The organism is Paenibacillus sp. HWE-109 (genome assembly GCF_022163125.1).
Classification (GTDB): domain Bacteria; phylum Bacillota; class Bacilli; order Paenibacillales; family NBRC-103111; genus Paenibacillus_E.
This window is the reverse complement of sequence record NZ_CP091881.1, coordinates 8,789,832-8,813,998: the sequence shown is the minus strand read 5'-3', so window position 1 is coordinate 8,813,998 and position 24,167 is coordinate 8,789,832. Positions and strand designations below refer to the sequence as shown.

Annotated in this window: 17 protein-coding genes; 7 read left to right on the top strand and 10 right to left on the bottom strand. The window is 47.4% G+C overall.

The genetic code is table 11. The annotated features are described in order from the left end of the window. Positions 1–82: 82 nt before the first annotated feature. Positions 83–508 carry a VOC family protein gene (locus LOZ80_RS37775; protein WP_238169295.1) on the top strand — a complete coding sequence of 142 codons (426 nt, stop codon included), beginning with the start codon at positions 83–85 and terminating at the stop codon, positions 506–508. Positions 509–655: 147 nt separating this feature from the next. Beyond that, the gene (locus LOZ80_RS37770) at positions 656–1,291 is read left to right on the top strand and encodes an FMN-dependent NADH-azoreductase (RefSeq protein WP_238169294.1); all 636 of its coding nucleotides are present in this window, start codon (positions 656–658) and stop codon (positions 1,289–1,291) included. 51 nt (positions 1,292–1,342) lie between these two features. Here the strand turns inward: LOZ80_RS37770 and LOZ80_RS37765 are convergent, their stop codons facing one another. The 7 genes from LOZ80_RS37765 to LOZ80_RS37735 form a co-directional block, all read right to left on the bottom strand. Continuing rightward, the gene (locus LOZ80_RS37765) at positions 1,343–4,003 is read right to left on the bottom strand and encodes a PAS domain S-box protein (RefSeq protein ID WP_238169293.1); all 2,661 of its coding nucleotides are present in this window, start codon (positions 4,001–4,003) and stop codon (positions 1,343–1,345) included. Between the two features lie 173 nt (positions 4,004–4,176). Next, the gene (locus LOZ80_RS37760; RefSeq protein WP_238169292.1) at positions 4,177–5,736 is read right to left on the bottom strand and encodes an extracellular solute-binding protein; all 1,560 of its coding nucleotides are present in this window, start codon (positions 5,734–5,736) and stop codon (positions 4,177–4,179) included. Positions 5,737–5,813: 77 nt separating this feature from the next. After that, the gene (locus LOZ80_RS37755; RefSeq protein WP_238169291.1) at positions 5,814–6,689 is read right to left on the bottom strand and encodes a carbohydrate ABC transporter permease; all 876 of its coding nucleotides are present in this window, start codon (positions 6,687–6,689) and stop codon (positions 5,814–5,816) included. A gap of 11 nt (positions 6,690–6,700) precedes the next feature. Then, on the bottom strand, positions 6,701–7,657 hold the full coding sequence (locus tag LOZ80_RS37750) for an ABC transporter permease (RefSeq protein WP_238169290.1): 957 nt from the start codon (positions 7,655–7,657) through the stop codon (positions 6,701–6,703). A 162-nt stretch (positions 7,658–7,819) separates the two neighbouring features. Continuing rightward, entirely contained in the window at positions 7,820–9,646 is a 1,827-nt protein-coding gene (locus LOZ80_RS37745) for a cache domain-containing sensor histidine kinase (protein ID WP_238169289.1), read from the bottom strand. Between the two features lie 14 nt (positions 9,647–9,660). Next, on the bottom strand, positions 9,661–11,277 hold the full coding sequence (locus LOZ80_RS37740; RefSeq protein WP_238169288.1) for a response regulator: 1,617 nt from the start codon (positions 11,275–11,277) through the stop codon (positions 9,661–9,663). Positions 11,278–11,350: 73 nt separating this feature from the next. Continuing rightward, positions 11,351–12,439 carry a LacI family DNA-binding transcriptional regulator gene (locus LOZ80_RS37735; protein ID WP_238169287.1) on the bottom strand — a complete coding sequence of 363 codons (1,089 nt, stop codon included), beginning with the start codon at positions 12,437–12,439 and terminating at the stop codon, positions 11,351–11,353. Between the two features lie 152 nt (positions 12,440–12,591). Between LOZ80_RS37735 and LOZ80_RS37730 the strand changes: the two genes are divergently transcribed. The 3 genes from LOZ80_RS37730 (at position 12,592) to LOZ80_RS37720 (ending at position 17,056) form a co-directional block, all read left to right on the top strand. Further along, entirely contained in the window at positions 12,592–14,004 is a 1,413-nt protein-coding gene (locus LOZ80_RS37730) for an FAD-dependent oxidoreductase (protein WP_238169286.1), read from the top strand. Positions 14,005–14,018: 14 nt separating this feature from the next. Beyond that, the gene (locus tag LOZ80_RS37725) at positions 14,019–14,630 is read left to right on the top strand and encodes an SGNH/GDSL hydrolase family protein (protein ID WP_238169285.1); all 612 of its coding nucleotides are present in this window, start codon (positions 14,019–14,021) and stop codon (positions 14,628–14,630) included. A gap of 1,205 nt (positions 14,631–15,835) precedes the next feature. After that, positions 15,836–17,056, top strand: coding sequence for an IS4 family transposase (locus LOZ80_RS37720; RefSeq protein WP_238169284.1), 1,221 nt, complete (start codon positions 15,836–15,838; stop codon positions 17,054–17,056). A gap of 510 nt (positions 17,057–17,566) precedes the next feature. On the opposite strand, the gene LOZ80_RS37715 is transcribed toward LOZ80_RS37720, so the two are convergent. Genes LOZ80_RS37715 through LOZ80_RS37705 form a run of 3 tightly spaced genes read right to left on the bottom strand, consistent with a single transcriptional unit; the run spans position 17,567 to position 20,434 of the window. Continuing rightward, on the bottom strand, positions 17,567–18,361 hold the full coding sequence (locus LOZ80_RS37715) for an ABC transporter ATP-binding protein (RefSeq protein ID WP_238169283.1): 795 nt from the start codon (positions 18,359–18,361) through the stop codon (positions 17,567–17,569). A 25-nt stretch (positions 18,362–18,386) separates the two neighbouring features. Next, positions 18,387–19,427 (bottom strand): FecCD family ABC transporter permease, encoded by a 1,041-nt coding sequence (locus tag LOZ80_RS37710; RefSeq protein ID WP_238169282.1) that lies wholly within the window; start codon positions 19,425–19,427, stop codon positions 18,387–18,389. After that, positions 19,424–20,434 carry a FecCD family ABC transporter permease gene (locus tag LOZ80_RS37705; RefSeq protein WP_238169281.1) on the bottom strand — a complete coding sequence of 337 codons (1,011 nt, stop codon included), beginning with the start codon at positions 20,432–20,434 and terminating at the stop codon, positions 19,424–19,426. The genes LOZ80_RS37710 and LOZ80_RS37705 overlap by 4 nt, the downstream gene beginning before the upstream one ends. Positions 20,435–20,623: 189 nt before the next feature. On the opposite strand from LOZ80_RS37705, the gene LOZ80_RS37700 reads away from it, so the two are divergent. Then, the gene (locus tag LOZ80_RS37700; RefSeq protein ID WP_238169280.1) at positions 20,624–21,607 is read left to right on the top strand and encodes an ABC transporter substrate-binding protein; all 984 of its coding nucleotides are present in this window, start codon (positions 20,624–20,626) and stop codon (positions 21,605–21,607) included. A gap of 883 nt (positions 21,608–22,490) precedes the next feature. Then, positions 22,491–23,936: an IS66 family transposase gene (gene tnpC, locus LOZ80_RS37695; protein WP_238166678.1), complete on the top strand. Its 1,446-nt coding sequence runs from the start codon at positions 22,491–22,493 to the stop codon at positions 23,934–23,936. Positions 23,937–24,167 lie beyond the last annotated feature (231 nt).

The following is a 24,167-nucleotide window of genomic DNA, read 5'->3' as shown; positions in this document are numbered from 1 at the left end:
TATAAGCTATGATTGAAATCAAGAACAACGAAGTGATTGATAATCAAATAATCACAACCCAAATCAAAGGAGATGTCGGAAGATGAGCATGCAAATAACAACGTACATCATGTTGGATGGAACCGCGAAGGAAGCAATCGCCTTTTACCAAAAAGCATTGGGGGCCAAGCTGCTTTTCATGCAAACAGCGGGCGAGGGTCCACAAAATCCTGATAAGCCCATGTCTGAAGCTGAAAAAGAGCCTGTGGCGCACGCCGTATTAAAAGTCGACGGAGGCGAACTGATGGTTGCTGATTCCCTCCCTGACCAACCCCCGCAGCAAGGAAATCAAGTGAGCGTCTGCCTGACTTTGGACGAAGCCGCGCAAGCCAGAGAGATCTTTGAAGCTTTGAAGGAGAATGGACACGTGGAAATCCCTTTAGGCGAAATGTACTTCAGCCCAGCTTTTGGATTGGTCGTAGATAAATTCGGTGTAACTTTTCAAATTTTCACCAAGCGAGCCCGTTAAGCGCTGTAAAAACACCGAAAATTAGTATGGTTAACAACCGTCAGTAAGGTACTGAAAGTTCATAACAAATTAATATTAGCCAACTAACTTAAAATAAGCTATAATGAGAACTGTAATTATTTTAGGTATAGAAGGGAAGTATTAATAATGGCAACTTTATTGTACGTAACTGCACATCCGAACGATCACCAGACTTCTTATAGTTTGGCAGTAGGTAAAGAATTCGTTGAGGCTTACCGTGAAGCAAATCCTTCCGATGAAGTCATTCATGTGGATCTATACCAACAAGATATTCCTCAAATTGACGCAGAGGTATTTGGCGCTTGGGGCAAATTGCAATCCGGAACGGCTTTTGATCAACTAGCGGATTCAGAAAAAGCGAAAGTAGCACGCTTAGGCGCACTTGTTGACCAATTCGTTGCTGCTGATAAATATGTATTTGTATCCCCAATGTGGAATTTCTCCTTCCCTCCAGTTTTGAAAGCTTACATTGATTCCGTAGCTGTTGCGGGTAAAACTTTCAAATACACAGAGGCAGGTCCTGTTGGCTTGCTGACAAACAAAAAAGGTCTGCACATCCAAGCAAGCGGCGGCATCTATTCCGAAGGTCCAGCGGCTGCTATGGAAAGTGGCTTCAGCTACCTGAAAAAAATCTCCCTCTTCTTCGGCATCCCTTCCTTCGAAGCGCTGTTTGTAGAAGGTATGGCTCTTGCTCCTGACCAAGCTCAAGCCATTAAAGAGAAAGCCATCGTTAAAGCAAAAGAACTTGCAGCAAGCTTCTAAGCTTTACCTGTGCCAAAAGGCTGCCGACACGACGTCGGCAGCCTTTGCTATTTATCCACGCATATGCAGCAGCTTTCTCTCATACTTCTCAATCATTTCGAATAGAATCCCGCTTTTAATCGGCTTACTGATGTAATCATCCATGCCGGCTTCCAGGCATTTCTCACGATCACCCATTAAAGCATTCGCGGTTACCGCAATAATAAAAGGGGTTTTCTCAGGCGGCATGTTAGCCTTAATCTGCTTCGTAGCTTCCAGGCCACTAAGCTCCGGCATGCGGATGTCCATGAAGATGATATCGTAAGATTCATAAGCCAGTGCGCGAATGACCTGATTGCCATTTTCCGCGATACTCGTGTTATGGCCCATTTTTTCGATCATTTTCCTCAGTGTAATCTGATTAATCTCATTATCTTCTGCTATCAAAATGTTAAGCGGTCGTTGTTTAATCATATCCTCACCGATTGAGAAAGGCGTTAACGCGGCAGCTTGTTCATGCTCCTTAAGCCAAATCGTACAGACAAAAGTTGCACCAAGCTCGTCTGTATGTTCAACCCAGATATCCCCGTCCATTAACCCCACCAGCTTTTTACTGATCGCCAAGCCGAGGCCGGTTCCTTCTGATTTGCGTGTCATAAAGCTGTCTAACTGATAAAACGGATTAAATAAGTGCTCAAGCTTTTCTTTCGGAATGCCAATGCCCGTATCCTTGATCGTAAATTGAAGCTGACGCCTCTTGCATTCACTCATGCCATTCTCCACTACAATTGAAACGCCGCCATTATAGGTGAACTTAATAGCATTGCTAAGCAGATTCAGCAGAATTTGTTTGATCCGGTCATAGTCACCGATTAATGTATAGGGGATCTTCGGACTCACTGAAATATCAATAGACAGATTTTTCTCCTGAGCTTTGGCGAATAAAATATCGCGTGTTTCAGAGATGCAATCCCTGATATCCATCGCTTGCTGCTGCAGAACCGTCTTGCCCGCTTCAATCTTCGAGAAATCGAGGATATCATTGATAATCGTTATTAGTGTGTTGCCGCTTTTATGGATGATTTGTACATATTCTTTTTGTTCTTCGTCCAACTCCGTCGTATGCAGCAGCAAATCGGTCATGCCGATCACCCCGTTCATGGGTGTCCGAATTTCATGGCTCATCATCGCTAGAAACTCACTTTTGGCTTTATTGGTTTTCTCGGCAGCTTCCTTGGCGATAAGCAATGTTTTTTGCTCGGTCATATCTTTGGCGATCACGTAATAGCCGACGTTTTTCTTATTAATGATGATCGGTGCGATCGTTGCCAAAACCTCGATCTCCGCGCCGTCTTTATGTTTGATTGCATTGATGTGGCGCTCAGCCGTCACATCTTCGATCACACCAGACAAGATGCGGGCAACATTTTGTTCCCCGATGAATTTGGAGATGTTCTCCCCTCTCATTTCCGAAATACTAAAGCCTGTCAGTTTGGCCGCCATATCGTTCGTATTTATGATCGTCCCCTTCACATCCAGCGAAATGACGGCATCATGGTTGTATTTCTTCAAAGAAGTATAACGTTCTACAGACTCCTGCAGGTTTAACTCAGCTTTCTTGCGTTCCGTGATATCCTGCGTTGTACCGCTCATCTTGATAGGCTTCCCCTCTTCATCGAAGAGAACAGAAACGCGGATCTGCATATACTTCACCGTACCATCGGATTGCAAATTGCGAAATTCCAGGCTCGTAGGGCCTTGTCTTAACTGCTTAGCTTGGTTAATAAACGTTTGAAATTGACCCCTGTCTTCCGGATGAACAAGTATAACTAGAGCCGTCGGGTCTGATGGCAAATCACTTTTGGATATCTGATAAATGCGATAAAATTCCTCGGAAAATGCAATTTTTTCTTCAAGGAAATCAATTTCCCAACTGCCAAGCGCGGCGATATGCTGAGCTTCTGCGAGGCTGTCTTGATATGTTTTGCGTTCTGTCACATCACGTCCGATTCCCAGTATCTTCTGGAGCCGACCTTCCGCATCATGAATCAGTTTGGTTGCTGTTTCTAACCAAACATAAGTCCCATTCTTATGACGAGCCCGATAGGTCAACGTGGGCTGATCTGACAAAATAACCGATTGCAACATCGCCATATCTTCTGGATGATTCAGTTCATTGCTGTTTTTGCCAACCAATTCTTCCGGGTCATACCCTAGTAAATCACAAATAGAGGGAGACAAATATTCAATAGTGCCATCTGGATTGACTAATGTAATAATATCCCGGGCATTTTTGAAGATAAGATCATACCAATGGTCAATCCCCTCTAATTTCTGTTCCTTGCCTTTGGGGGGTGAGATCGTAGTGAGATGTAGGATAAAATAATGAGGGTCCCCATTGCCATCGCGAACCAATGAGAACTTGATGGCCTTCCATATCAGACTCCCGTTATTCGAGATGCATCGTATTTCAAGCTCATGGTTCCGTTCATTCTGAAGATGTGCTTCTTCCAGACAGGTGCGGAAACTCTGAAGATCCTCGGGCAGGACCAACTGCTCAAGTGTCATTTCAGCCGCCATTTGCTGCGAGTAGCCCAGGGTTTGAGTGAAGGCTTCATTAACCTTGCCGATCTTGCCATCTATACCTGCCAAAGCAATAGCGTTTGGCGCCAAATTGAACACTTGCTCAAAAACAGGCTCGCCATTGGAATTTATTTTCATCAATAAAGACATCAGAAGTTCATCTCCTTTACTCATATCTTACCATGGTGGGAGTCACCCTAAACAATTAGGCAACAAAAAAGAACCGTCCCCAGTCCGCATTAGCAGATGTAGGAACAGTTCTATCATAACTTATTATACCTTATGGAGTCTCGGTCCATGTCCGTCTGGGACATTCAGCTTGCTTATTTCTTCACTGTTGCATACCAGTCATTAACTTCTTTGAAACTATCGTCAGCGCCTGCGGCTTTGAATTTCGTTATGAAGGCATCAATCCCGCTAGCCGGCTCAGCGCCGAAAATCAGCTTCGTCGTATAGTCGCTCGACATCGTGTTCAATTGCAGGAAGTTTTTCGAGAAAATAGCCATGTAAGGCGCATAGCCTAACTGATCCACAACTTTGGTCGATGCTGGCGCCAAACCGTTCATCAAATTCCAGGCATCAAACAAACGCATATCTTTGCGGACGCGTGCCTGCCAGTACGTCGGGTAGTTTTTGTCATCCGTACCCGTCAAGAAATTGTTGGCCTGATTGCGTTCTTCTGTAAAAATTGGTTGAATTGGCGCATACGTGCCGTCTTTGAACGTATAGTGCTTATTTTCTTCCCCGATGGCCATCGTTTTGAATGTTTCTTTCTCCAGCTTGGCATTCATCCATTTGATGGCATCTTCGGGATGCTTGGAAGCTTTGGGGATGAAGGTAATGCGGTCAAACCCTTTGGCAGCGGATAACGCTGCTTTGCCATCTTTGCCTTTGAGTGCGGACATAAAGCCAGCCTTCGCCGTAGGAACATTTTTGACCAACGCATCCGTAATCGCCGGCACATCCGACCAGTTCATCATGATGACCCCGGCTTTGCCGCTCGTGAATTTCTCCTTGGAGGTAGCGTCCTTGTTCGCTGCAAACTCTTTATCGATCAATCCTTGTTTGAATAGATCGGCAACGAAAGCTGTGTATTCTTTGAATGCAGGATCCATCACACGAGGGGTCAGCTTACCATTCACCTCATTCCAGTAGTTCGGCATTCCGAAAGCGCCTACAATATTGCTGATGAAAGAAGCTTCCCCGCTCATGGTCAATCCGATATTCTTATCGCCGTTGCCGCCTGGATCTTTCTCCTTGAACGCTTTCAATACGGCCACAAGCTCATCGAGCGTCGTTGGCATTTTGAGACCTACTTTATCGAGCCAATCCTGGCGAATATATAAGCTGGAGACGACGGTATTCAAGCTTTTGGTTGGAATGCCGTACAGCTTGCCATCGATTTTGGCGGCTTCCAGCGCTTCCGGGTCAACGGCCGCTTTGATGTTGGGGCCAAATTTATCGATCAGCGGTCCCAAATCGATCAAAGCGCCTTTTTTGGCATAATCAGAGTAAAGCGCTTTGAAATCAGTGGACCCGAGAGTTGTTACAGCATCATACGGTTCGCCGGATGCGATCAAGATGTTTAATTTATCCTGCGGCTTATCTTGCGGGAGCATTTCGTATTGCACTTTATATCCTGTTGCTTGTTCCAGGAATTTGGCTACCGGATACGTGTTGTAATCTTCTTTTTGATAAATCTGCAAAGATTTCAGTTCAGGCTTGGGACCTGCTGCGGTAGGCGCTGCAGATGCGGCATTGGAAACCGCTGGAGAAGCGGAGCTTCCGGAGCTGGAGCCACCCGAGGAACAAGCGACAAGCGATGAAGCGGATAAACAAGCTGTAAGCGTGACAAGCATCAGCTTCCTGTGTTTTTTCAACATACATAAACCCTCCCTATGTCATTATGTAACTATATCATTAAGCCTGGAATGAGAACATCCAGAGCGTTAACGCAGCGCTAGCCTTTCACAGAACCAATCAGAACACCTTTGACAAAATGCTTTTGCAAGAACGGATACACCAGCAGCATCGGAATTATGGAAGCAATCACCGTAGCGGCACGAATGCCTTCCGGAGAAATATTCATCATATCATCTACACTTTTATTAAGGGCAGATGAACTGTCGGCATCCATCACAATATCGCGCAGGTACAACTGCAATGGCTTGAGACTCGGATTGGAGATATACAGCATCGGATGAAAATAATCATTCCAGAAATACACCGCATAAAACAACGCAATGGTCGCAATCACTGGCGTACTTAATGGCAGAATGATGCGAAACAGAATCGTGAAGTTGCGGGCCCCATCCATTTTGGCCGATTCCTCCAGCGCTTCCGGCAATGATTCGTAGTAGCTCTTAATGACCAGCATATTGAACACGCTAATCAAAGCCGGGAGCATGAGCGACCACAAATTATTAATGAGATGCAGTTCTTTCATTAACAAATAGTTCGGGATAATGCCGCCGTTGAACAGCATTGTGAATATGAACATCAGCAGGATGAACGGAATGCCGGGCAGATGCCTTTTGGACAACGGGTAAGCCGTTAATGCCGTTAACAAAATGGCAAACACCGTCCCGATGACCATCACGAGCAGAGAGACCGAAATCGCATGCAGAAATTGACTGGATGACACCACATATTTCATCGTATCGAGTTGGAAACCAACAGGGATAATACCTACCTTGCCGGAAATAACAGCGGTTTCCTCACTCAGCGCTTTGGACAGTACATTAGCCATTGGCAGTAAAGTGAGCAGTCCCGACAAGAGCAAAGCAGCGTATACACATAAATCAATCGACCAATCGCCTAACGTTTTCTTATTCATCGCTGCACCTCCTACCAAATGCTTCGCTTGACTACTTTTTTGCTAAGCTCGTTGCCCAGCACGATCAAGAGAAATCCGATCACGGAATTAAATAAACCAACAGCTGTACTAAAGCTGTAATCCTGTTGGCCCAAACCTTGGCGGTACACGTAGGTACCGATCACGTCGCCGGATTGATACACAACCGAATTGTACATCGTTAGAATTTGTTCTGTTCCCGCTTCAAGCAAGTACCCCAGCCGCAAGACAAGAATCAGAATGATCGTGGGTACGATACCCGGGAGCGTGATGTTCAGCATCTGACGGATACGTCCCGCTCCATCGATCGAGGCCGCTTCATACTGTTCCTGCTCAATGCCGGCAATCGCCGCGATGAAGATGATGGTATTCCAGCCCGATTCTTTCCAACCAGCCGTGAATACGACCACACTTCGAAAGAAATCATTATTGAGGAAGAACGAGATCGGCTGGCCCCCGAAAAACTGAATTACATTGTTAACCAAGCCGCCGCTCGGGGAAAGAATCGTGATGAACAAGCCCGAGATAATAACCCAAGACAAGAAATGCGGCAGAAAAATAATCGTTTGAATCGTCCGCTTAAACCAGCTCTTGCGCACTTCATTCAGCAGCAGCGCGATAATAATCGGAACCGGGAACAGCAGAACAAGCTTGTACAAGCTGATCAACAAGGTGTTCACGAACACTTGGAGAAATTCTTCCGAGTGAACTAATTTGGAGAACTGCGCCAGCCCAACCCATTTGCTTCCTGTGAAGCCATCGAAAATATTAAAGTCCATAAACGCGATAACAATCCCGTACATGGGCGTATATTTGAATACAAGCAAAAACAGCAGACCTGGAATCAGCAAAACATAGAGATCTATGTTGGTCCGGAACAGTTTCCACCTATTCTTGCTAACCTTTGTCGTTTCGATACGTGCTTTCAATTCTGTTGTTGTAACACTCATATCGCGCTCACCTCCAAGTTGGTATATTCGTATTATATAGTCGGGCTAAGCCTGGCTGTAGATGGTGATCTTTGTGTTTCTGGTAGTATCTTATGATCTTTATACGTAAAAAAAGAGCCTCCCCTTTGTGAATAGGGAATGCTCTTTGGAATTTGCTGTGGCTCATTGGTTGATCTTGGGGTTGAGACGAACGATAACCGTCGTTCCCTCTCCGGGAACCGCTACAATCTCCAGGCCCGCTGTTTCGCCTGTATACAACTTAATTCGCTCATTAACGTTATACAAACCATAGGAACCTGTTGCGCCATCCGAACTCTTGATTGGGCGTGGTTCCGTCAACAGACTTTGGGCGAATGCCTGCTCCATCCCGATCCCGTCATCCCTGACTGACAACGCCAGACAGCTTCCATCCATATAGGCGCGAATCCATATCGTTCCTGACTTCCCCTTGGACTTGCGAATGCCGTGCAGCAGCGCGTTCTCTACAATCGGCTGCAGCGTCAACTTAGGCATTTCGTAAGCATCCAGCGGTGTCTCAATTTGGAAAATAACTTCAAAGCTTTTGGGAAAACGGTTTTGCTGAATATCCAGATACACACGAGCCAGCTCCAACTCGTCCATGACGGTCACGACATCTCTCCCTTTATTCAGGCTTAGCCTGAAATACTTAGCTAAACCATCAATCATTTGACTGATATCATGAGCCTTATGCCCAATCGCAATCCAATTGATCGTATCCAGCGTATTATAGAGGAAATGAGGATTGATTTGTGCTTGCAGCGCCTTAAGCTGCGCTTCCCGTTCCTGCACCTTCGATTTGTAAGTTTCCTCCATTAGGTCCCTAACACGATGGATCAAATGATCGACGCTTTTCTCCAGCAGGTTAATATCTCCGCCTGATGCGCCATATCGCTCATCCAGCCCCTCGATGCCCTCCCGTTTAATGACCCTAATGACCGTTTGCACCCGGCGATTCATCCCTCGCACAATGAAAGCCAACAGAATAAACACGAGAATAAGAAATAGAATCGTCACCCCTGTCAATGTCGCCACACTGGAGAATTGATTCAGAGATGCTGCTCGCGAGCTGATGCCTTTCTTAGGCACCTCTGCGATCAGTTTCCAGCCTGTAGCTTGGACAGTCGTATACACGATATATTGCTGTATATCATTATCCTCAATAGCCGAGACACCTTCTTTGTTCATCCCGATAGCATTCAGCACGGCACTCGATTTGAGCTTAGTTCCCAATAGCGATTTATCGCTATGCAGAACGATCGTGCCGTCAGGCGCCGTTAAGAAGACATGCTGATCATCATTCAGCTTAATATTCGAAACGATATTCTCCAAAATCTTCGCATCCACATCAATCGATAAAATGCCGGACAAGTGATCGTAATGTTCAGGGTCCCGCAAAATACGAAGACCAGAGAAGATGTAAGGGTCTTCCGGAATGTCGATAAAATGTTCCAAATAGGCGCCTGTCCATACAAGAAGCCCACCGGCATTCACGACTTCCGGATACCACTTGCTTTGCTCAATGCTTGCCAAAGGAAAGAAATTCACTTTCTCATGCGAGAAAAGTTTCGATTCATCGACATATAAGCGAACGCGGAAAACATTCAGATTCGTTCTGGCATTATCCACCATGTAGCGCAATTCATTCATAGCTACGAACTGATCGTCATAGGAGGATGAACTGCTCAAATAAGTAAGCAGCTTGGGATTCATGAATATAGCATTCGATGTATCACGCAGGGAATTAATTTGGTGATTCAAGTTAATTTCAGCCTGCTTCAACGTTTGAAGCATTGTTCGCGTGACTTCTTCTTCCAATATGCGTGAATATCGCTGGGAATACGCATACAGAAATATAGAAGCCGGAATCAGAATGAGTACCACATAAGCGATCAGCCATAATCTTGCGGCAAGCACACTTTTGAAAATGATAGCTATATTCGTCCAACCTCTGTTCATGAGGTTATTCATAGGCCCTACCGCCTTTACATGACTTGATCACGAAATGAGCTTGGCGTAAACCCCGTGTATTTCTTGAATATTTTGCTAAAATAGCTGGGATCCGAATAACCGACGGCATAGCATACCTCGTAAAATTTGTTGCTTGGATCTTTGAGCAGCTCCTTGGCCTTGTCGACCCGAACTTTGGTCATATATTCGTTGATCGTTTCACCTGTCTCCTGTTTGAACAACAGGCACAAATAGGTGGAAGACAGGAATACTTCCTTCGCGATATCCGCTACCTGCAAGTTTTCGGCAAATCGCTTGTCAATCATTGCGCGTATGCGTTCAATGCTGAGCTTAGGCTTGCCGCTGCGTTTCTCGCTAATCCGCTCACAAACCTCCAGCAGATAGGAAGCAACCAGCTTCCTCAAATCGCCCAGCGTTTCTTGCAGGAACACTTTGGCCAGAAGCTCATTCTCCTTCTCATCCATCCCTTGACGCTGAATGTGAAGCTCCATCAGAATGCGGCTTCCAAGCAGCAGCAGTTGCAAGCTCAGATTGCGCCCATATTGGATGCCCTCGGCACGGTTGCGTGACAGCGCACTGAAGATATGCTCAAGCTCATCTTGCACCTTGTCCGTATCGGCTGCTTTGAGCGAAGAGATTAGCCGCTCATCCTGCATCGGATCGAATCGATACATGCTGTCTATGCCCTGCTCCAATTGGTCCATGGAGATAATTTGATTTTTCCCGAGATACCATCGCTGATCGGCTGCTTCCTTCGCCTGGGTATAAGACTGCGGAAGCTGAGCCAGCTTCGCTATTCGCTCGCCAACCCCGATCGTTACGCTGATGCGCAAATATTGCTGCAGATTGCCTCTGACTTCCTCCGCCAGTGTGAACAGCAAACTCTCCTGATCCTCTTGATCAGACAGACGCAGAATGCCAACGAATTCGCCCGTCTGATTTTCAAAAACGTAACCGCCAATTTCCCTGTCTATCAGCTCCTGCACAATATTAACGATCGAATAAGACAGCAGTTGCTGGTCACGTTCGGACCTGGCTTCCGCCACTTCCGTGGCATCGTCCACGCGGATCACAATCACCCAATAGGCCGCTTCCAGTGGAAGCTCGAGCCCCAGGAAAGCGATACGATCCTGCATGCGAGAAGGGACCGCACCCCCCTTTTTGATCAGGGACATCAGAAATTTCTCCCGCAGCAGCGGCATGCTTTGCAGCAGCTTCACCTGCATATCGACGATCAGCTTGCGCTCCTGTTCTTCGGCTTGCAGTGCAGCCACCAGGCGTTCAACGACGACAGTCAACTCTTGCAGATTAACGGGTTTAAATATATAGTCAATCGCTTTTACCTTAAGCGCAGATTTCAAATACTCGGCATCATCGTGCCCGCTTACGAACACAATTTTGATTGCAGGGAATCGATCGCTCAGAATATTCGACATTTGAATACCGTCCATCGTGGGCATGCGTACATCGGTCAGCACAATATCCGGCTTTGCACGCTCAATCACCTCTAACCCAACATCCCCGTCGTCCGCTGTATCGACAACTTCAATGCCGTACTGACTCCAATTAAAATAGGTGCTTAATCCAAAGCGTACAGTCGGCTCATCATCTACAATTACAAGTTTATACATCTCTTCGTAGACCTCCCGTCCTGCTGTACTCTTCATTATATCCTGTTTAAAAGGCCCTAGGCACCGGAGAATCTTATGATTTCTGGTTGTATCTTCGCATTGTTGCCGATTGCAGGCCGTTGGCAGCTGGTCGTGATGTCGTACTGCCGATGTGAAAATCGCCTTGAATGCGGATATGTTCAAAAGGCAATGTCGGATTGGCAAGCCGCCACAACATACGGTCAGCAGCGCGATAGCCTGTCTCTCGGATGGAAAGCAAAGGTCTAGTGAACAGGGGCAGATCTTCCGTTTGCTCATTGAGAAATCCTACCAATGACACTTCATCCGGTACGCGCCATTGCAGCTTGTGACATAGGCTTGCGACGATGGACACTTCATTATCGATCCCGCAAATAATCGCTGTCGGCATGAAATCTACCATCTTCTGCTCCAGTTCTTCGAGCCATTGCCGGCCTCCTCCGAACCGCTCGCCGATAGAGTGCTGACTCGGATCAACCTCGATGCCCTGCACGTGCATCGCATGACAGAAGGCCTGCCAGCGCAATATAAACCCCCGTTGCAATTGGATGTCCCCCACATACATAATGCGTTCATGTCCGAGGCTGTGCAAGTAGCTAACCGCTTGGAAGGTGGCTTCATAGACGTCCCAGATCACACTGTCTATTTTCACTCCGGGAGGCGGAAAACTAAGCAATATGCGAGGTTGGGGCAAAGCAAACAGGTAGGACTCCCACACCTTGGGGATAATGCTCGGCGCGATGAATATCCCATCTGCGTAAGCCATGCCGCTCTCCTCGATCCAAGATGGCATATGCTCCTCCTTGATATTTTGCGGCAGCATCAGCAGCTCGATGCGATGACCGAATGAGAAGAAGCGGTCCTCTAAGCCTTGCAGCAGAAGCCGATTGTAGGAAACGGATTCCGCCGTTTGCACCAACAGAAAGCGAAGTCTTTCGCTTGGATACGGTGCGATGCGGTCCAGCCGCAGGCTGCGAATCTGTTCCATCGTATAATAGCCCAGCCTCTCGGCGGTCTGGACGATCCGTTGTCGGGTTGCTTCGGACATGCCGGGTTTTCCTTTTAGCGCTTTGAGCACGGTCTGTACCGTTAATCCAAGCTCGTTTGCGATCGTCTTTAACGTGACTTGCTTGCGGGTCGGCATTCAGGCTGCCCCCTTTCATCGGATAACGTTGAAGGATACTTTTCGGCGCAAGCCGTTTCACTTCCTCTTTTAGATTAAACAAAAGTTAAACTAGTTCCTCCATGGCGGACGCCTATAATAAGACTCATAAGCATCCCTAGGAGGAATAAAACATGACATATGTGTCTACTCAAACGATAACGATCCCTGCACAACAACTCCCTGTCAGCTATACGCCTGACGTGGTCGTCGTAGGCGGCGGCGCATCCGGCATAGCCGCAGCAATCGCAGCTGCCCGCAATGGGGCAAGCACCCTTTTGATTGAACAAAGAGGCTACCTCGGCGGAATGGGCACCGCAGCATTGGTTCCTGCCTTCTGTCCCTATTCAGATGGGGAAAAACCTGTCATTCGCGGAATCGGTCTTGAACTGCTTGATAAAATGAAACAGGCAGCCGGAGACGACTTCTTACGGCATTACAAAGACCAGCTCGATTGGGTTCCCATCGATGTGGAAACGCTGAAACGCGTCTATGATGCCGAACTCTTGGCCAGCGGAGCCAAAGTGCTGTTCCATACCATTGCCGATCAAGTGCTGTTGGAGGGAGATCGCATCAGCGGACTTGTCATCAGCAATAAATCCGGGCGCTCCGTCATTCAAGCCAAGCTGTATATCGATGCTTCCGGTGACGCGGATCTCGCGGCGCTTGCGGGTGTTCCTTTTCTGAGCGGAGGCGAACACGGCGAACTCCAGCCTGGTACGATGTGCTATGTGGTCACGGGCGTGGACAGAGCACGTTTTGAGCAATATCTGGTGGAGACAGATGATAATAACCAGATCGAGAAAACGGTCATGAAAGCTCAACAAAACGGCGACCTCCCTGAAGGGCGCAAACGCATCTCGGGGATGGCCTGGATTACCGACTCCGTTGTCGGCTTTAATTTCGGCCATATCTTCGGGATTGACGGTACCAATGCGGAGGATTTGACCCGCGCAGCGATCGAAGGGCGCCAGTTGATTGATACGCAGCTTCGTTTCCTGCGCAAATATGTGCCAGGCTTCGAGCATATCTTCCTTGCTCATTCCGGCGACCAGATCGGGATTCGTGAAACCCGCCGCATCCAAGGCGACTACACGCTTGTGGTGGAAGATTTCCTGACGATGCGCAGCTTCGAGGACGATATTGCCCGCAATTCGTACTTCATCGACATCCATCTTGCCAACGCCAGCAGCACGATGACAATCAAGCATTTGCCGAAGGGCAAATCGCATGGCGTTCCATTTCGCTGCATGCTGCCGCAGGGCAAATCGAATTTGATCGTAGCTGGACGTTCCGTTTCGTCCGACCGTCCCGTGCAGGGCTCGCTTCGCGTCATGCCCAACTGCTTTGCCATGGGTGAGGCCGCCGGCGTGTCCGCCGCTATGGCAAGCTCGGCGGGCATCGGTTTCCGCGAAGTATCGATCCCAGAGCTGCAAAACAAATTGATCGCACAAGGCGCATGGCTTGGCGAACGGCCAGGTCAGGCCGAGGCCGACTCTCTGGTTCTCGTTGATGCCGTCAGCTACGATACCGAAAGCAATGAATAAGGAGCGGCACTAGCATGCTAAACAAGTGGACAGGAAAAACATGGGGAACGCTCGGAGACAGCATCACAGAAGCAGGCGGCTATCAGCCGCTTGTGCAGGAAGCTCTCGGCTTCTCCAGCGTATTCAATTATGGCAAAAGCGGTTGTCCGATGACAGCCGGCGGCGACCGTGACTACGGCGCAACGACGCATGTCGGCAAGACGATCCATACCGAGTTGGACTGCGTCACCATCTTTGCGGGCGTGAACGATTTCCGCTTGGATAAGCCGATTGGCTTGCTGGAATCGGATAATATCTATACCTTTTATGGCGCGTATCGGTCGCTGATTGAGCATATTCTGGCGGCGAATCCGCGCTGCCGCCTTAGCTTGTGGACGCCGCTGCAGCGGGATAAAGATGGCTACGACATCTTCTCCGTCAACGCGGCGGGCCATCGGCTCTACGACTATGTCGAAGCCATAGTCGAGCTCGGCAGGCTCTATGCCCTGCCGGTGTTGAATCTGTATGCGCAAAGCGGACTGAACAAGCTGACGCTGCCGCACTTCACATCGGATGGCTTACATCCGAATGAGGCCGGACATCGGCGGATTGCCGATATGGCCGGGCCTTTTCTGGCTGGCTTGTAGCGGGGAATTGTCACACGCTTGCTTCATTTGCTTCTGCCGCGGAACGTCGATGGGCCACTCTCATTGGAAAAATCCAATGAAAGTGGCTTTTGACGGCGTTTATTTCAACTTTCATTGGATAAATCCAATGATAGCCCCCCATACGGCACGAAATCTAGAATTCCATTGGATTTATCCAGTGGAATTGATTTTTAGCGCCCCTAATTCTGGATTTCATTGGATTAATCCAGTGAAATCTATGTCTTTGAACGTCATTGCTGCATTTGGCGCTGTCTAACCAAGGAGAATGCTACTTGTCTGGAATCATACCCTGGAGTTTGATTGAGAGGTTGGATGGGTGAGATACTTTAATGTGGCATATCCGACTGTGTGAATCCCTCTGCTGTGAGATCGCATCTACGAAAACTAATATACTCTGCTGCGGAACGTTGTTCCGCGCTGAGTCACTCTCATTGGAAAAATCCAATGAAAGGGGCTTTTGACGGCGTTTATTTCAACTTTCGTTGGATAAATCCAATGAAAACAGCTTTTAGAGGTGTTTGTTTCAACTTTCATTGGAAAAATCCAATGATAACAGCTGCACCCCGCCCCATACGGCACGAAATCTAGAATTCCAGTGGATTTATCTAGTGGAATTGATTTTTAGTGCCCCTAATTCTGGATTTCATTGGATTAATCCAGTGAAATCTATGTCTTTGAACGTCATTGCTGCATTTGGCGCTGTCTAACCAAGGAGAATGCTACTTGTCTGGAATCAGACCCTAGAGTTTGATTGAGAGGTTGGATGGGTGAGATACTTTAATGTGGCATATCCGACTGTGTGAATCCCTCTGCTGTGAGATCGCATCTACGAAAACTAATATATTCTGCTGCGGAACGTTGTTCCGCGCTGAGTCACTCTCATTGGAAAAATCCAATGAAAATGGCTTTTGCAGGCGTTTATTTCAACTTTTATTGGATAAATCCAATGAAAATGCCTTTTAGAGGTGTTTGTTTCAGCTTTCATTGGATAAATCCAATGAAAACAGCTTTTAGAGGCGTTTATTTCCACTAGCCTTGCATCGAACCTGACATGAAAACTTATAGATATAATAATTTCTATATTATGAATATATTTCACTATTTTATCTGGTAAGACATAAAAAAATCCCCTAATGTTAAGGAATAGGCATGTTACCCATTTCCTCATCAAAAGGAGAAATCGCATGGGTATCGTACCAGATAAAACCGTTATTAGTCAATGTCTTCAATTGTTGGATTTACCAAAAGCAGTCTGCGACATTTTGGATTATCGGACTCAAAAACTTACCGTTCGCAGTGCAATCCTACTTTTCATCGAAGCTCAGTTGGCACGGCGCGAAGAGCCGACTGCCATTGAGGAGCATTTGCGTTCTAACGAAAATTTGCAGGCTCTTGTAGGAACAAAATCGATTAGCGCCTCCCGTTTCTCGCGCAAATTGAACGAGTTACCTACTTTTTTACTCCAGTACGCTTTTCAAGAAATCAATCGGCGTATTGCACAGACCTTGCGAGAATCATCCCATGTAAAGGTGCGAGATGTAAAAAAGCTAACGATCATTGACTCTACCACCATCTCTTTACCCAACTTTCACGGTCAGTGGGCCTACTGCAGCAAAACGCAAAATAGCGTAAAAATGCATACCTACCTCTGCACAGATTTCCCGGATATGGCCTATCCCAGCAAAGTTATTTTATCGACGGGAGCTGTAGCTGACTCGGAAGTAGCGATCGAACTTCTCACAGATAAAAACACAACGTATGTGATGGATCGCGGATACATTAACTACGCCTTTTTCAAGAAATGGGCAGAAGCAAACATTCGTTTTGTCGTGCGAATACAAGCAAATAGTAAGACAACCGTCATCCAGGCACGACCTGTTCCAGAAGATGATCCTGGCCTTTTACGAGATGCTGATGTCCAAATGGTGGTTCCGAAGCACCCTGATCAAAAAGTAACGCTCCGATTGGTTGAATTCAAAGATGACAAAAAACGAATCTACCGCGTGGTTACAACAAGGTGGGATCTCTCAGCACGAGAAATCGCTAACTTGTACCGAGATCGCTGGATGATCGAATTGTTCTTTAAATGGATGAAGCAGCACCTTCACTTGGCTAAACTTTATAGCTATAAACCTGATGCGGTATGGAACCAAATCTACATGACACTTTTAGCCTACGGACTGTGCATCCTGGTCAAGTTGCAAACGAAAACAACAAAAAGTACATGGGAAGTGCTGAAGTTAGTTCGCATTTACGTGATGATGAGCTGGGAAAAGTTCCTTGCTGCTTTAAACAGAGCGCCCACGCGAAGTTCAAAAGGACGTCGAAAGAAAAATAAGGGCGGGCGTCCTCGAATTCATCCTATCAAGAAAAAAGCGCAGAAAAAGAAACTTGAACAGAACTAAAACAATTGAAGAGTAAATTGAAAAAAATGGTAATTTGTCTATGCGTATTTGAATGTTACTGTTTTTGTTCTTTTTCACAACAATAAACTGTAAAAATATTCCTTAAGCAAAACAATGATCTGATGTCAGCTTCTTTGCAAGGCTAGTGGTTTATTTCAACTTTCGTTGGATAAATCCAATGAAAACGGCTTTTAGAGGCGTTTATTTCAACTTTCGTTGGATAAATCCAATGAAAACATGCTGCCCCCCCCCATACGGCACGAAATCTAGAATTCCAGTGGATTTATCCAGTGGAATTCTAGATTTCGTGACCCTAATTCTGGATTTCATTGGATTAATCCAGTGAAAGCTATGTCTTTGAACGTCATTGCTGCATTTGGCGCTGTCTAACCAAGGAGAATGCTACTTGTCTGGAATCATACCCTAGAGTTTGATTGAGAGGCTGGACGGGAGCGCGACATATCCAAACACGCAAAAAAAGCTGAAGGAGCAGGCTCCTTCAGCTTTTTTCTATTTCAACATCCGACCCTTGCCATGAGGGATCACCATCGGTGTCCCGAACAACGGGTCTTTGGAGACGACGCTTTCCATGTTGAACACGGATGCAATCATATGCTCGTTCACGATGTCTTCGGGATGTCCGGTAGCCCAGACTTTCTGCTCTTTGATGGCGACCATATGGTGGGCGTAGCGACAGGCCAGGTTGATATCGTGCAGCACCATCACGATGGTGCGGTTCTCGTTCTGGTTCAACTCGAACAACAGATCAAGGACATCCACTTGGTGAGTTAAATCCAAGTAGGTGGTCGGCTCGTCCAACAGAATGGTGTCTGTGCCCTGCGCCAAGGTCATGGCGATCCAGGCTCTTTGCCGTTGCCCGCCAGACAAGGAATCCACCGTTCTCTCCGATAGATCGGCAATTCCTGTCGATTCCAGCGCCATGCGGACCATCCGCTCGTCTTCCTGCGACCACTGCTGGAGCCAGGATTGATACGGATATCTGCCCTGTTTAACGAGCTGCAGCACGGTTAATCCTTCAGGCGCTACGGGACCTTGCGGAAGGATCGCCAAGCGCTTGGCGATTTCTTTGGTGGACAGCTTGGCAATTTCGTGGCTATCCAGCAGAATGGACCCATCTTTGGGCTTCAACAGACGTGCCAGCGAGCGCAGCAAGGTGGACTTGCCGCAGCCGTTGCTGCCCACGAAGACGGTCACTTTGCCTTTGGGAATGGTTAGATTAAGGTCGTTAAATATTAAGGTATCTCCATAGGAGAGACGAAGATTTTTGGCTTCCATGGCCGTCATGGTACCTTCCCCCTTTATGTTCAGTTTAGTGATGACGATGGCGATAAATCAGATATACGAAAAAGGGAGCACCGACGGCTGCTGTGAATACGCCAGCCGGAATATCGAGCGGTGTAAAGGCTGTACGGCCAATCCAATCCGCGAGCAGAAGAATTAATGCGCCTAATAAAGCCGAAACCGGCAATACGCCGCCGAACGCCGGACCTACCAGCTTGCGGGCAATATGCGGAGCCATGAGTCCGATAAAAGCAATTGCCCCGCCAATCGATACCGCTGCTCCAGCCAGCGCAACAGCGATGAGCAGCAAGATCAGACGGTGCTTCTGCACATGACTGCCTACTCCTGCCGCCATATCATCTCCAAGCTCCTGAACATTGACATGCCTCGTATACAGGAAGGCAAGGGGCATAAGGATTAGTGTCCAAGGTAGAAGCGGCAGCACGTCTTTGGCCCAGGAAGTGCCATAGATGCTGCCTGACATGAATGTCAGCGATTTCTGCGCCAGAATATAAGGTGCTGAGATGAGGAGCATATACGTAACAGCCGTGAACGCAGCGGTCATGCCGATCCCGATCAGAACGAGACGAAGCGGTGCTACGCCTTTTTTCCATGCCATGGCATAGATGAGCAGCGTCGAAACAAACGCCCCCAGAATCGCCCCTATCGGCAGCAGATGAATGCTGACTGCCCCTGCGAAAAAGTAAAAGAACGTTACTGCCCCAAGCGTCGCCCCGCCTGTAATACCAACAATATCCGGCGATGCTAGCGGGTTGCGAATCATCCCTTGCAGAATAGCCCCGGAAACAGCCAGCGACGAGCCTACGAGAATCGCGATGACAATGCGCGGCAGCCGTAATTTATAAATAACAACATTGTAAGCACTATCGTTGCCAATATGAAGAAGTGCTTTCAGAACGTCCAATGGCGGAATTTTGAGACTTCCGCTGCTTAGGCTGACCACAATGACAGCAAGCATGAGAACAGTCAACAGCAGCGTTGCCCAAACCACTTTTTTGCTGATTAAATACGAAACCATGGGACTGCGAACCGTGAAAAATTTACTCATTTGGTTTCGCCTCCTTTGCGCGCGATATACACGAAGAAAGGCACGCCAATGATCGCTGTCATCACGCCAACCGGAACTTCCTTAGGCATGACAATGAAGCGCGCGCCGATATCCGCAGTAAGCAGCAGCAAGGCCCCAAGCACAGCACTATAAGGAATAATCCAGCGATAGTCCATGCCGACCAAATATCTTGAAATATGCGGAATAATGATGCCAACAAAAGCGATCGGCCCTGCAACAGCAACGGAGCCTCCGGCTAGAATGACAATAATGAAGGCTGCAATGGCCTTGATATAAGCAGTATTTTGCCCCAAACCAGTTGCCACATCTTCACCCATGCTCAGCACATTGATATGCCGCGACATGATAACCGATAGCAGAAGCGCCACAAGCATATAGGGATACACCGCATTCAGCATGCTCAACTCGCGCCCTGCCACAGATCCGACTAACCAGAATAGGGTTTCTTCGAACACTTTCCCGCTCGTCAATTGAATTCCCTGTGTTAAAGAAGCGAAAAAAGCCGTCATGGCTGAACCAGCCAGCGTAATTTTGATTGGCGTCATCCCATCTTTTCCTAATGATCCAATCCCGTATACCGCCCCCGCGCTTACCGCTGCTCCAAGAAAAGCAATCCACGTCAAAGCGATCAGTGAAACATCCCCGAACCAGGAAATGGCGCAAACGATGAAAAAAGCGGCCCCGGCATTCACCCCGAAAATACTCGGCGAAGCTAGCGGATTCCGCGTAACAGCCTGCATATAGGCCCCAGCTACGGCAAGAGCTGCACCAACTGTAGCAGCAATCAGCGCGCGAGGTACGCGGGCACTTTTGATAATCAGATGCTCATTCGATCCATTAAAAGCAGTATAAGCATCTACAATGCTTCGCAATGGTATTTTCGTAACGCCAAACCTAACACTGCAAGCCATCGCGATAATGACAAGCATAAAAAGCACGGTTAGTCCCAGCCATTTGTAATGTTTGGTAATAATGCCAGTATTCATTCCAATCTACTCCGCCCACGATGTATAGTAATTTGAATAAGTCGATTTTATTATTGTAGGAGACCGCCAGAATGATGTCAATGAGGTTGAAAATCATTTTCAATGAACTTGACAGATGCTCGTTTACATATTAGTATGTTAATGATAATCATTATCAACGAAAACGTTTTTAGGGGGATTACTTACATCATGTTCACGAACAGAAGAAAGACTCGTTTTACAACATTGATCACCGCAGCACTCGCTGTTTCTCTACTTCTTGCAGGATGCGGCCAAAAAGCGGCTGAAGAAAGCAAAGACAGCAAAACAGCAACACCAGCCACAGAAGAAACACGCACAATTAAACACGCTATGGGTGAAACACAAATTAAAGGAACTCCCAAACGTGTGGTTATCCTGACAAATGAAGGAACAGAAGCTTTGCTTGCGCTGGGCATTAAGCCTGTAGGCGCGGTCAAGTCTTTCACAGGAAACCCATGGTATGATCATATTAAAGCAGATATGGAAGGCGTCACCGTGCTGGGCGAAGAATCACAGCCTAACGTCGAGTTGATTGCCGGTCTTAAGCCAGACTTGATTATCGGTAACAAACTGCGTCAAGAGAAAATTTATGATCAGTTGAAAGCCATCGCGCCAACAGTTTTCTCCGAAACGCTTAGAGGCGAGTGGAAAGCCAACTTCTCACTGTACGCCGATGCCTTGAACAAGAAAACAGAAGGCGTGAAAGTCATTGCTGATTTCGATAAAAAAATTGAGGATTTCAAACAAAAAGCTGGTCCTAAGCTGCAAGAGAAAGTATCGGTTGTTCGTTTCATGGGCGGCAGAACACGTATTTACCTCTCTGATACGTTCACAGGCATTATTTTCAAACAAATCGGCATTGCTCGTCCAGCAACCAATTATAAAGATACGTTCGTAGAAGAAATTACCAAAGAACGCATTCCAGAAGTGGATGCTGACATGATGCTTTATTTCACGTATGAAACCGGAGACGGTAAAGGCAACAAGCAAGCGGAAGAATTCATGAAAGATCCGCTCTGGCAGAACCTTCCTGTTGTGAAGAAAGGCAAAGCGGTTCAAGTTAGCGATGCTATCTTCAATACAGCAGGTGGCGTGCGCGCAGCTAACCTAATGGTGGATGAGCTTTACAAAATCTACGGCGTTCAGAAGTAGGCTATAAGAAAAACCAGCGACCCTATTGGGTTTAGCTGGTTTTTTTTCACACCTTGGGTATGACCACATGCACCTTGGTTCCAACACCCGCTTCACTTTCGATGCGAATCCCATATTCGCTGCCAAAATGAAGCTGTATACGCTCCTGCACATTACGCAGGCCGTACCCGCCATTGTCTGAGGCAAGGAGATCAACCTGCCTCGCGCCTCCATGCCCTTGCCGTTATCCCTTACGATGAAATGAATCGAGTCCGCTTCTTCTCTCACCTCAATTATGGAGCACTATATTTAACAACACTGACAGCTGTCGCTTTCTGTGGCTGAGATAACTCGCAGACAAGTGACATCCGAGCATCAGGTCCCTGTCCCCCAACCCGCCGACTAAGCAATCTGTCACTCAACGAACTGTATGATGCTTATAGACCAGAAAAAGGCTACTTTTGCGAACTAATGAACTTTATTGGCGTTATTGAGTAGTTTATAGGTGGAATGGTGATGATTTGCTTGAAGTAACAATTCTGGAATTCGTTAGATTTTCCAAATGAACTATTTTGCTCAAATAAAGGTTATTGAGTTCGTAAGGAGGTTTGCCTCGAGGTTTGTTCATTGACTTTGTCGAAAGTGTTACATGCTTACAGTGGGGTAGATTCCTGTCCCCGTAAGCGAGGCAAATAAGAGCCTTGAAAGGCTCGTATTTCTTCAAAATGGCTGCCTTTTATGCAGATAAGAGCCTTCAGAGGCTCTTATCTGCTCACAATGGGGCTAATCCCCCGTAAGTGAGACACATAAGAGTCCTGAAAGGTTACTACTTAGGTCCCCTTATTCAAACCCCTAAAAATTGGTTAAGAATACTTAACGAATTTAATGGAGAAGAGGGATCAGGATGAAAATGAGCCTCGAAGAAATCAAACAAATTAGCCACAGTAGTCCAGATCAAATCGAGAAGGTCATTACGAAACTGCTAGAACGGATCACTGAACTGGAAAACAGAGTAGCCGAGTTGGAGCGCCAGCTAGGGCTTAACAGCAAGAATAGTAGCAAGCCGCCTTCAAGTGACGGGTTTCGTAAGCCCGCAAACTCCCGCATCGCTGGTGGCAAAAAGGGAGCACCCCTAGGTCATGAAGGACACACACTTAGTATGGTGGATGATCCGGATGCCATCCTCGACTTTTGCCTAACTACCTGCCCTGCGTGTCATGCTCCAATGGACCAGGAGAACTGTATAGGCTACGACCGGCGTCAGCAGATCGATCTGCCTGAACCACGCATCCAGACAACCGAGTTTCGCGCTCATACGAGCTGCTGCCCGCAGTGTAGCGGGGTTCATCAGGCTGCTTTTCCGTCGCATGTCAGCGCCTCTGTCCAATATGGAGCTGGTGTTACGGGCTGGATCGTGTATGTGAGTGCGTACCATATGATTCCACTGAAAAGGGTGAGCGAGATGTTTGCGGACCTGACCGGGCATTCGCTGAGCGAGGCTACGGTCATCGCCCATTTGAAGAAATCGCACAAGCAGCTAGGTCCCTATGAGGAACAAATTCGCCAAAACCTGCTGAATGCCGATGTTTTGCACGCTGATGAAACCGGCATTCACGTCGATGGCAAACAGCGATGGCTGCACACCCTCTCTAATGTGGACTGGACGTTCCAGGCGGTTCACGAAAACCGGGGCACCCTCGCTTTTGATGCCATCGGTCTGCTGCCGGCTTACTCGGGCATTCTAGTGCATGACTGCAACGGGCCGTATTTTAAAGAAAAATACACGTTCCAGCATGCCTTATGCAATGCGCACTTACTGCGGGAATGCCAAGGAATCGCCGATTATGATCATCACCAGTGGGCCGTGCAGATGAAACGCTTGCTACAAGTAGCCTGGCGTCTCACGCTAGCCGCCCGTAAAGTCTTGTGCTGCTTAGCTCCGAGTACGGTTAAATGGCTAGAGAATTGGTACGATGACATCCTGCAGCAGGGCGAGCTGGAATGGAATCAAGGGCGTACCAAAGCCAAAACCGGACCGCAAGGCAGGCAAAGCAAAAGTAAATCGGCCAATCTGGGTGAACGTTTCCGTCGTCACAAGGAACCGATTCTCCGGTTTATTCAAGATGTCCGTGTTCCTTTTGACAACAATGTCGCCGAACGAGACTTGCGGATGGCCAAGGTCAAAGCCAAAGTCTCCGGCTTATTCCGTACCTGGGACGGGGCTCATCAGTTCGCCCGCGCGCGCGGCTTCATTTCAACCCTTCGTAAACAAAATTTACCTGTACTCTCGACGCTTATTGTTACTTTTCGTGGGGAGTTTCGTTTTCCGCGTTTGGAAGAAGGTAAGTAGTAACCCTGAAAGGCTCTTATTTCTTCAAGATGGCTGCTTTTAGTGCAGATAAGAGCCTTCAAAGGCTTCTATCTGCTCTGAATCAGATCTTCTCTTGGCTACTCTTTAAGCGCTTATCTACTCTTATCCACTCTTATCCACTCTTATCCACTCTTATCCACTCTTATCTACTTTTTATCCGCTTATCTACTCTTGGCTACTCTTATCTACTCTTTATCCGCTTATCTACTC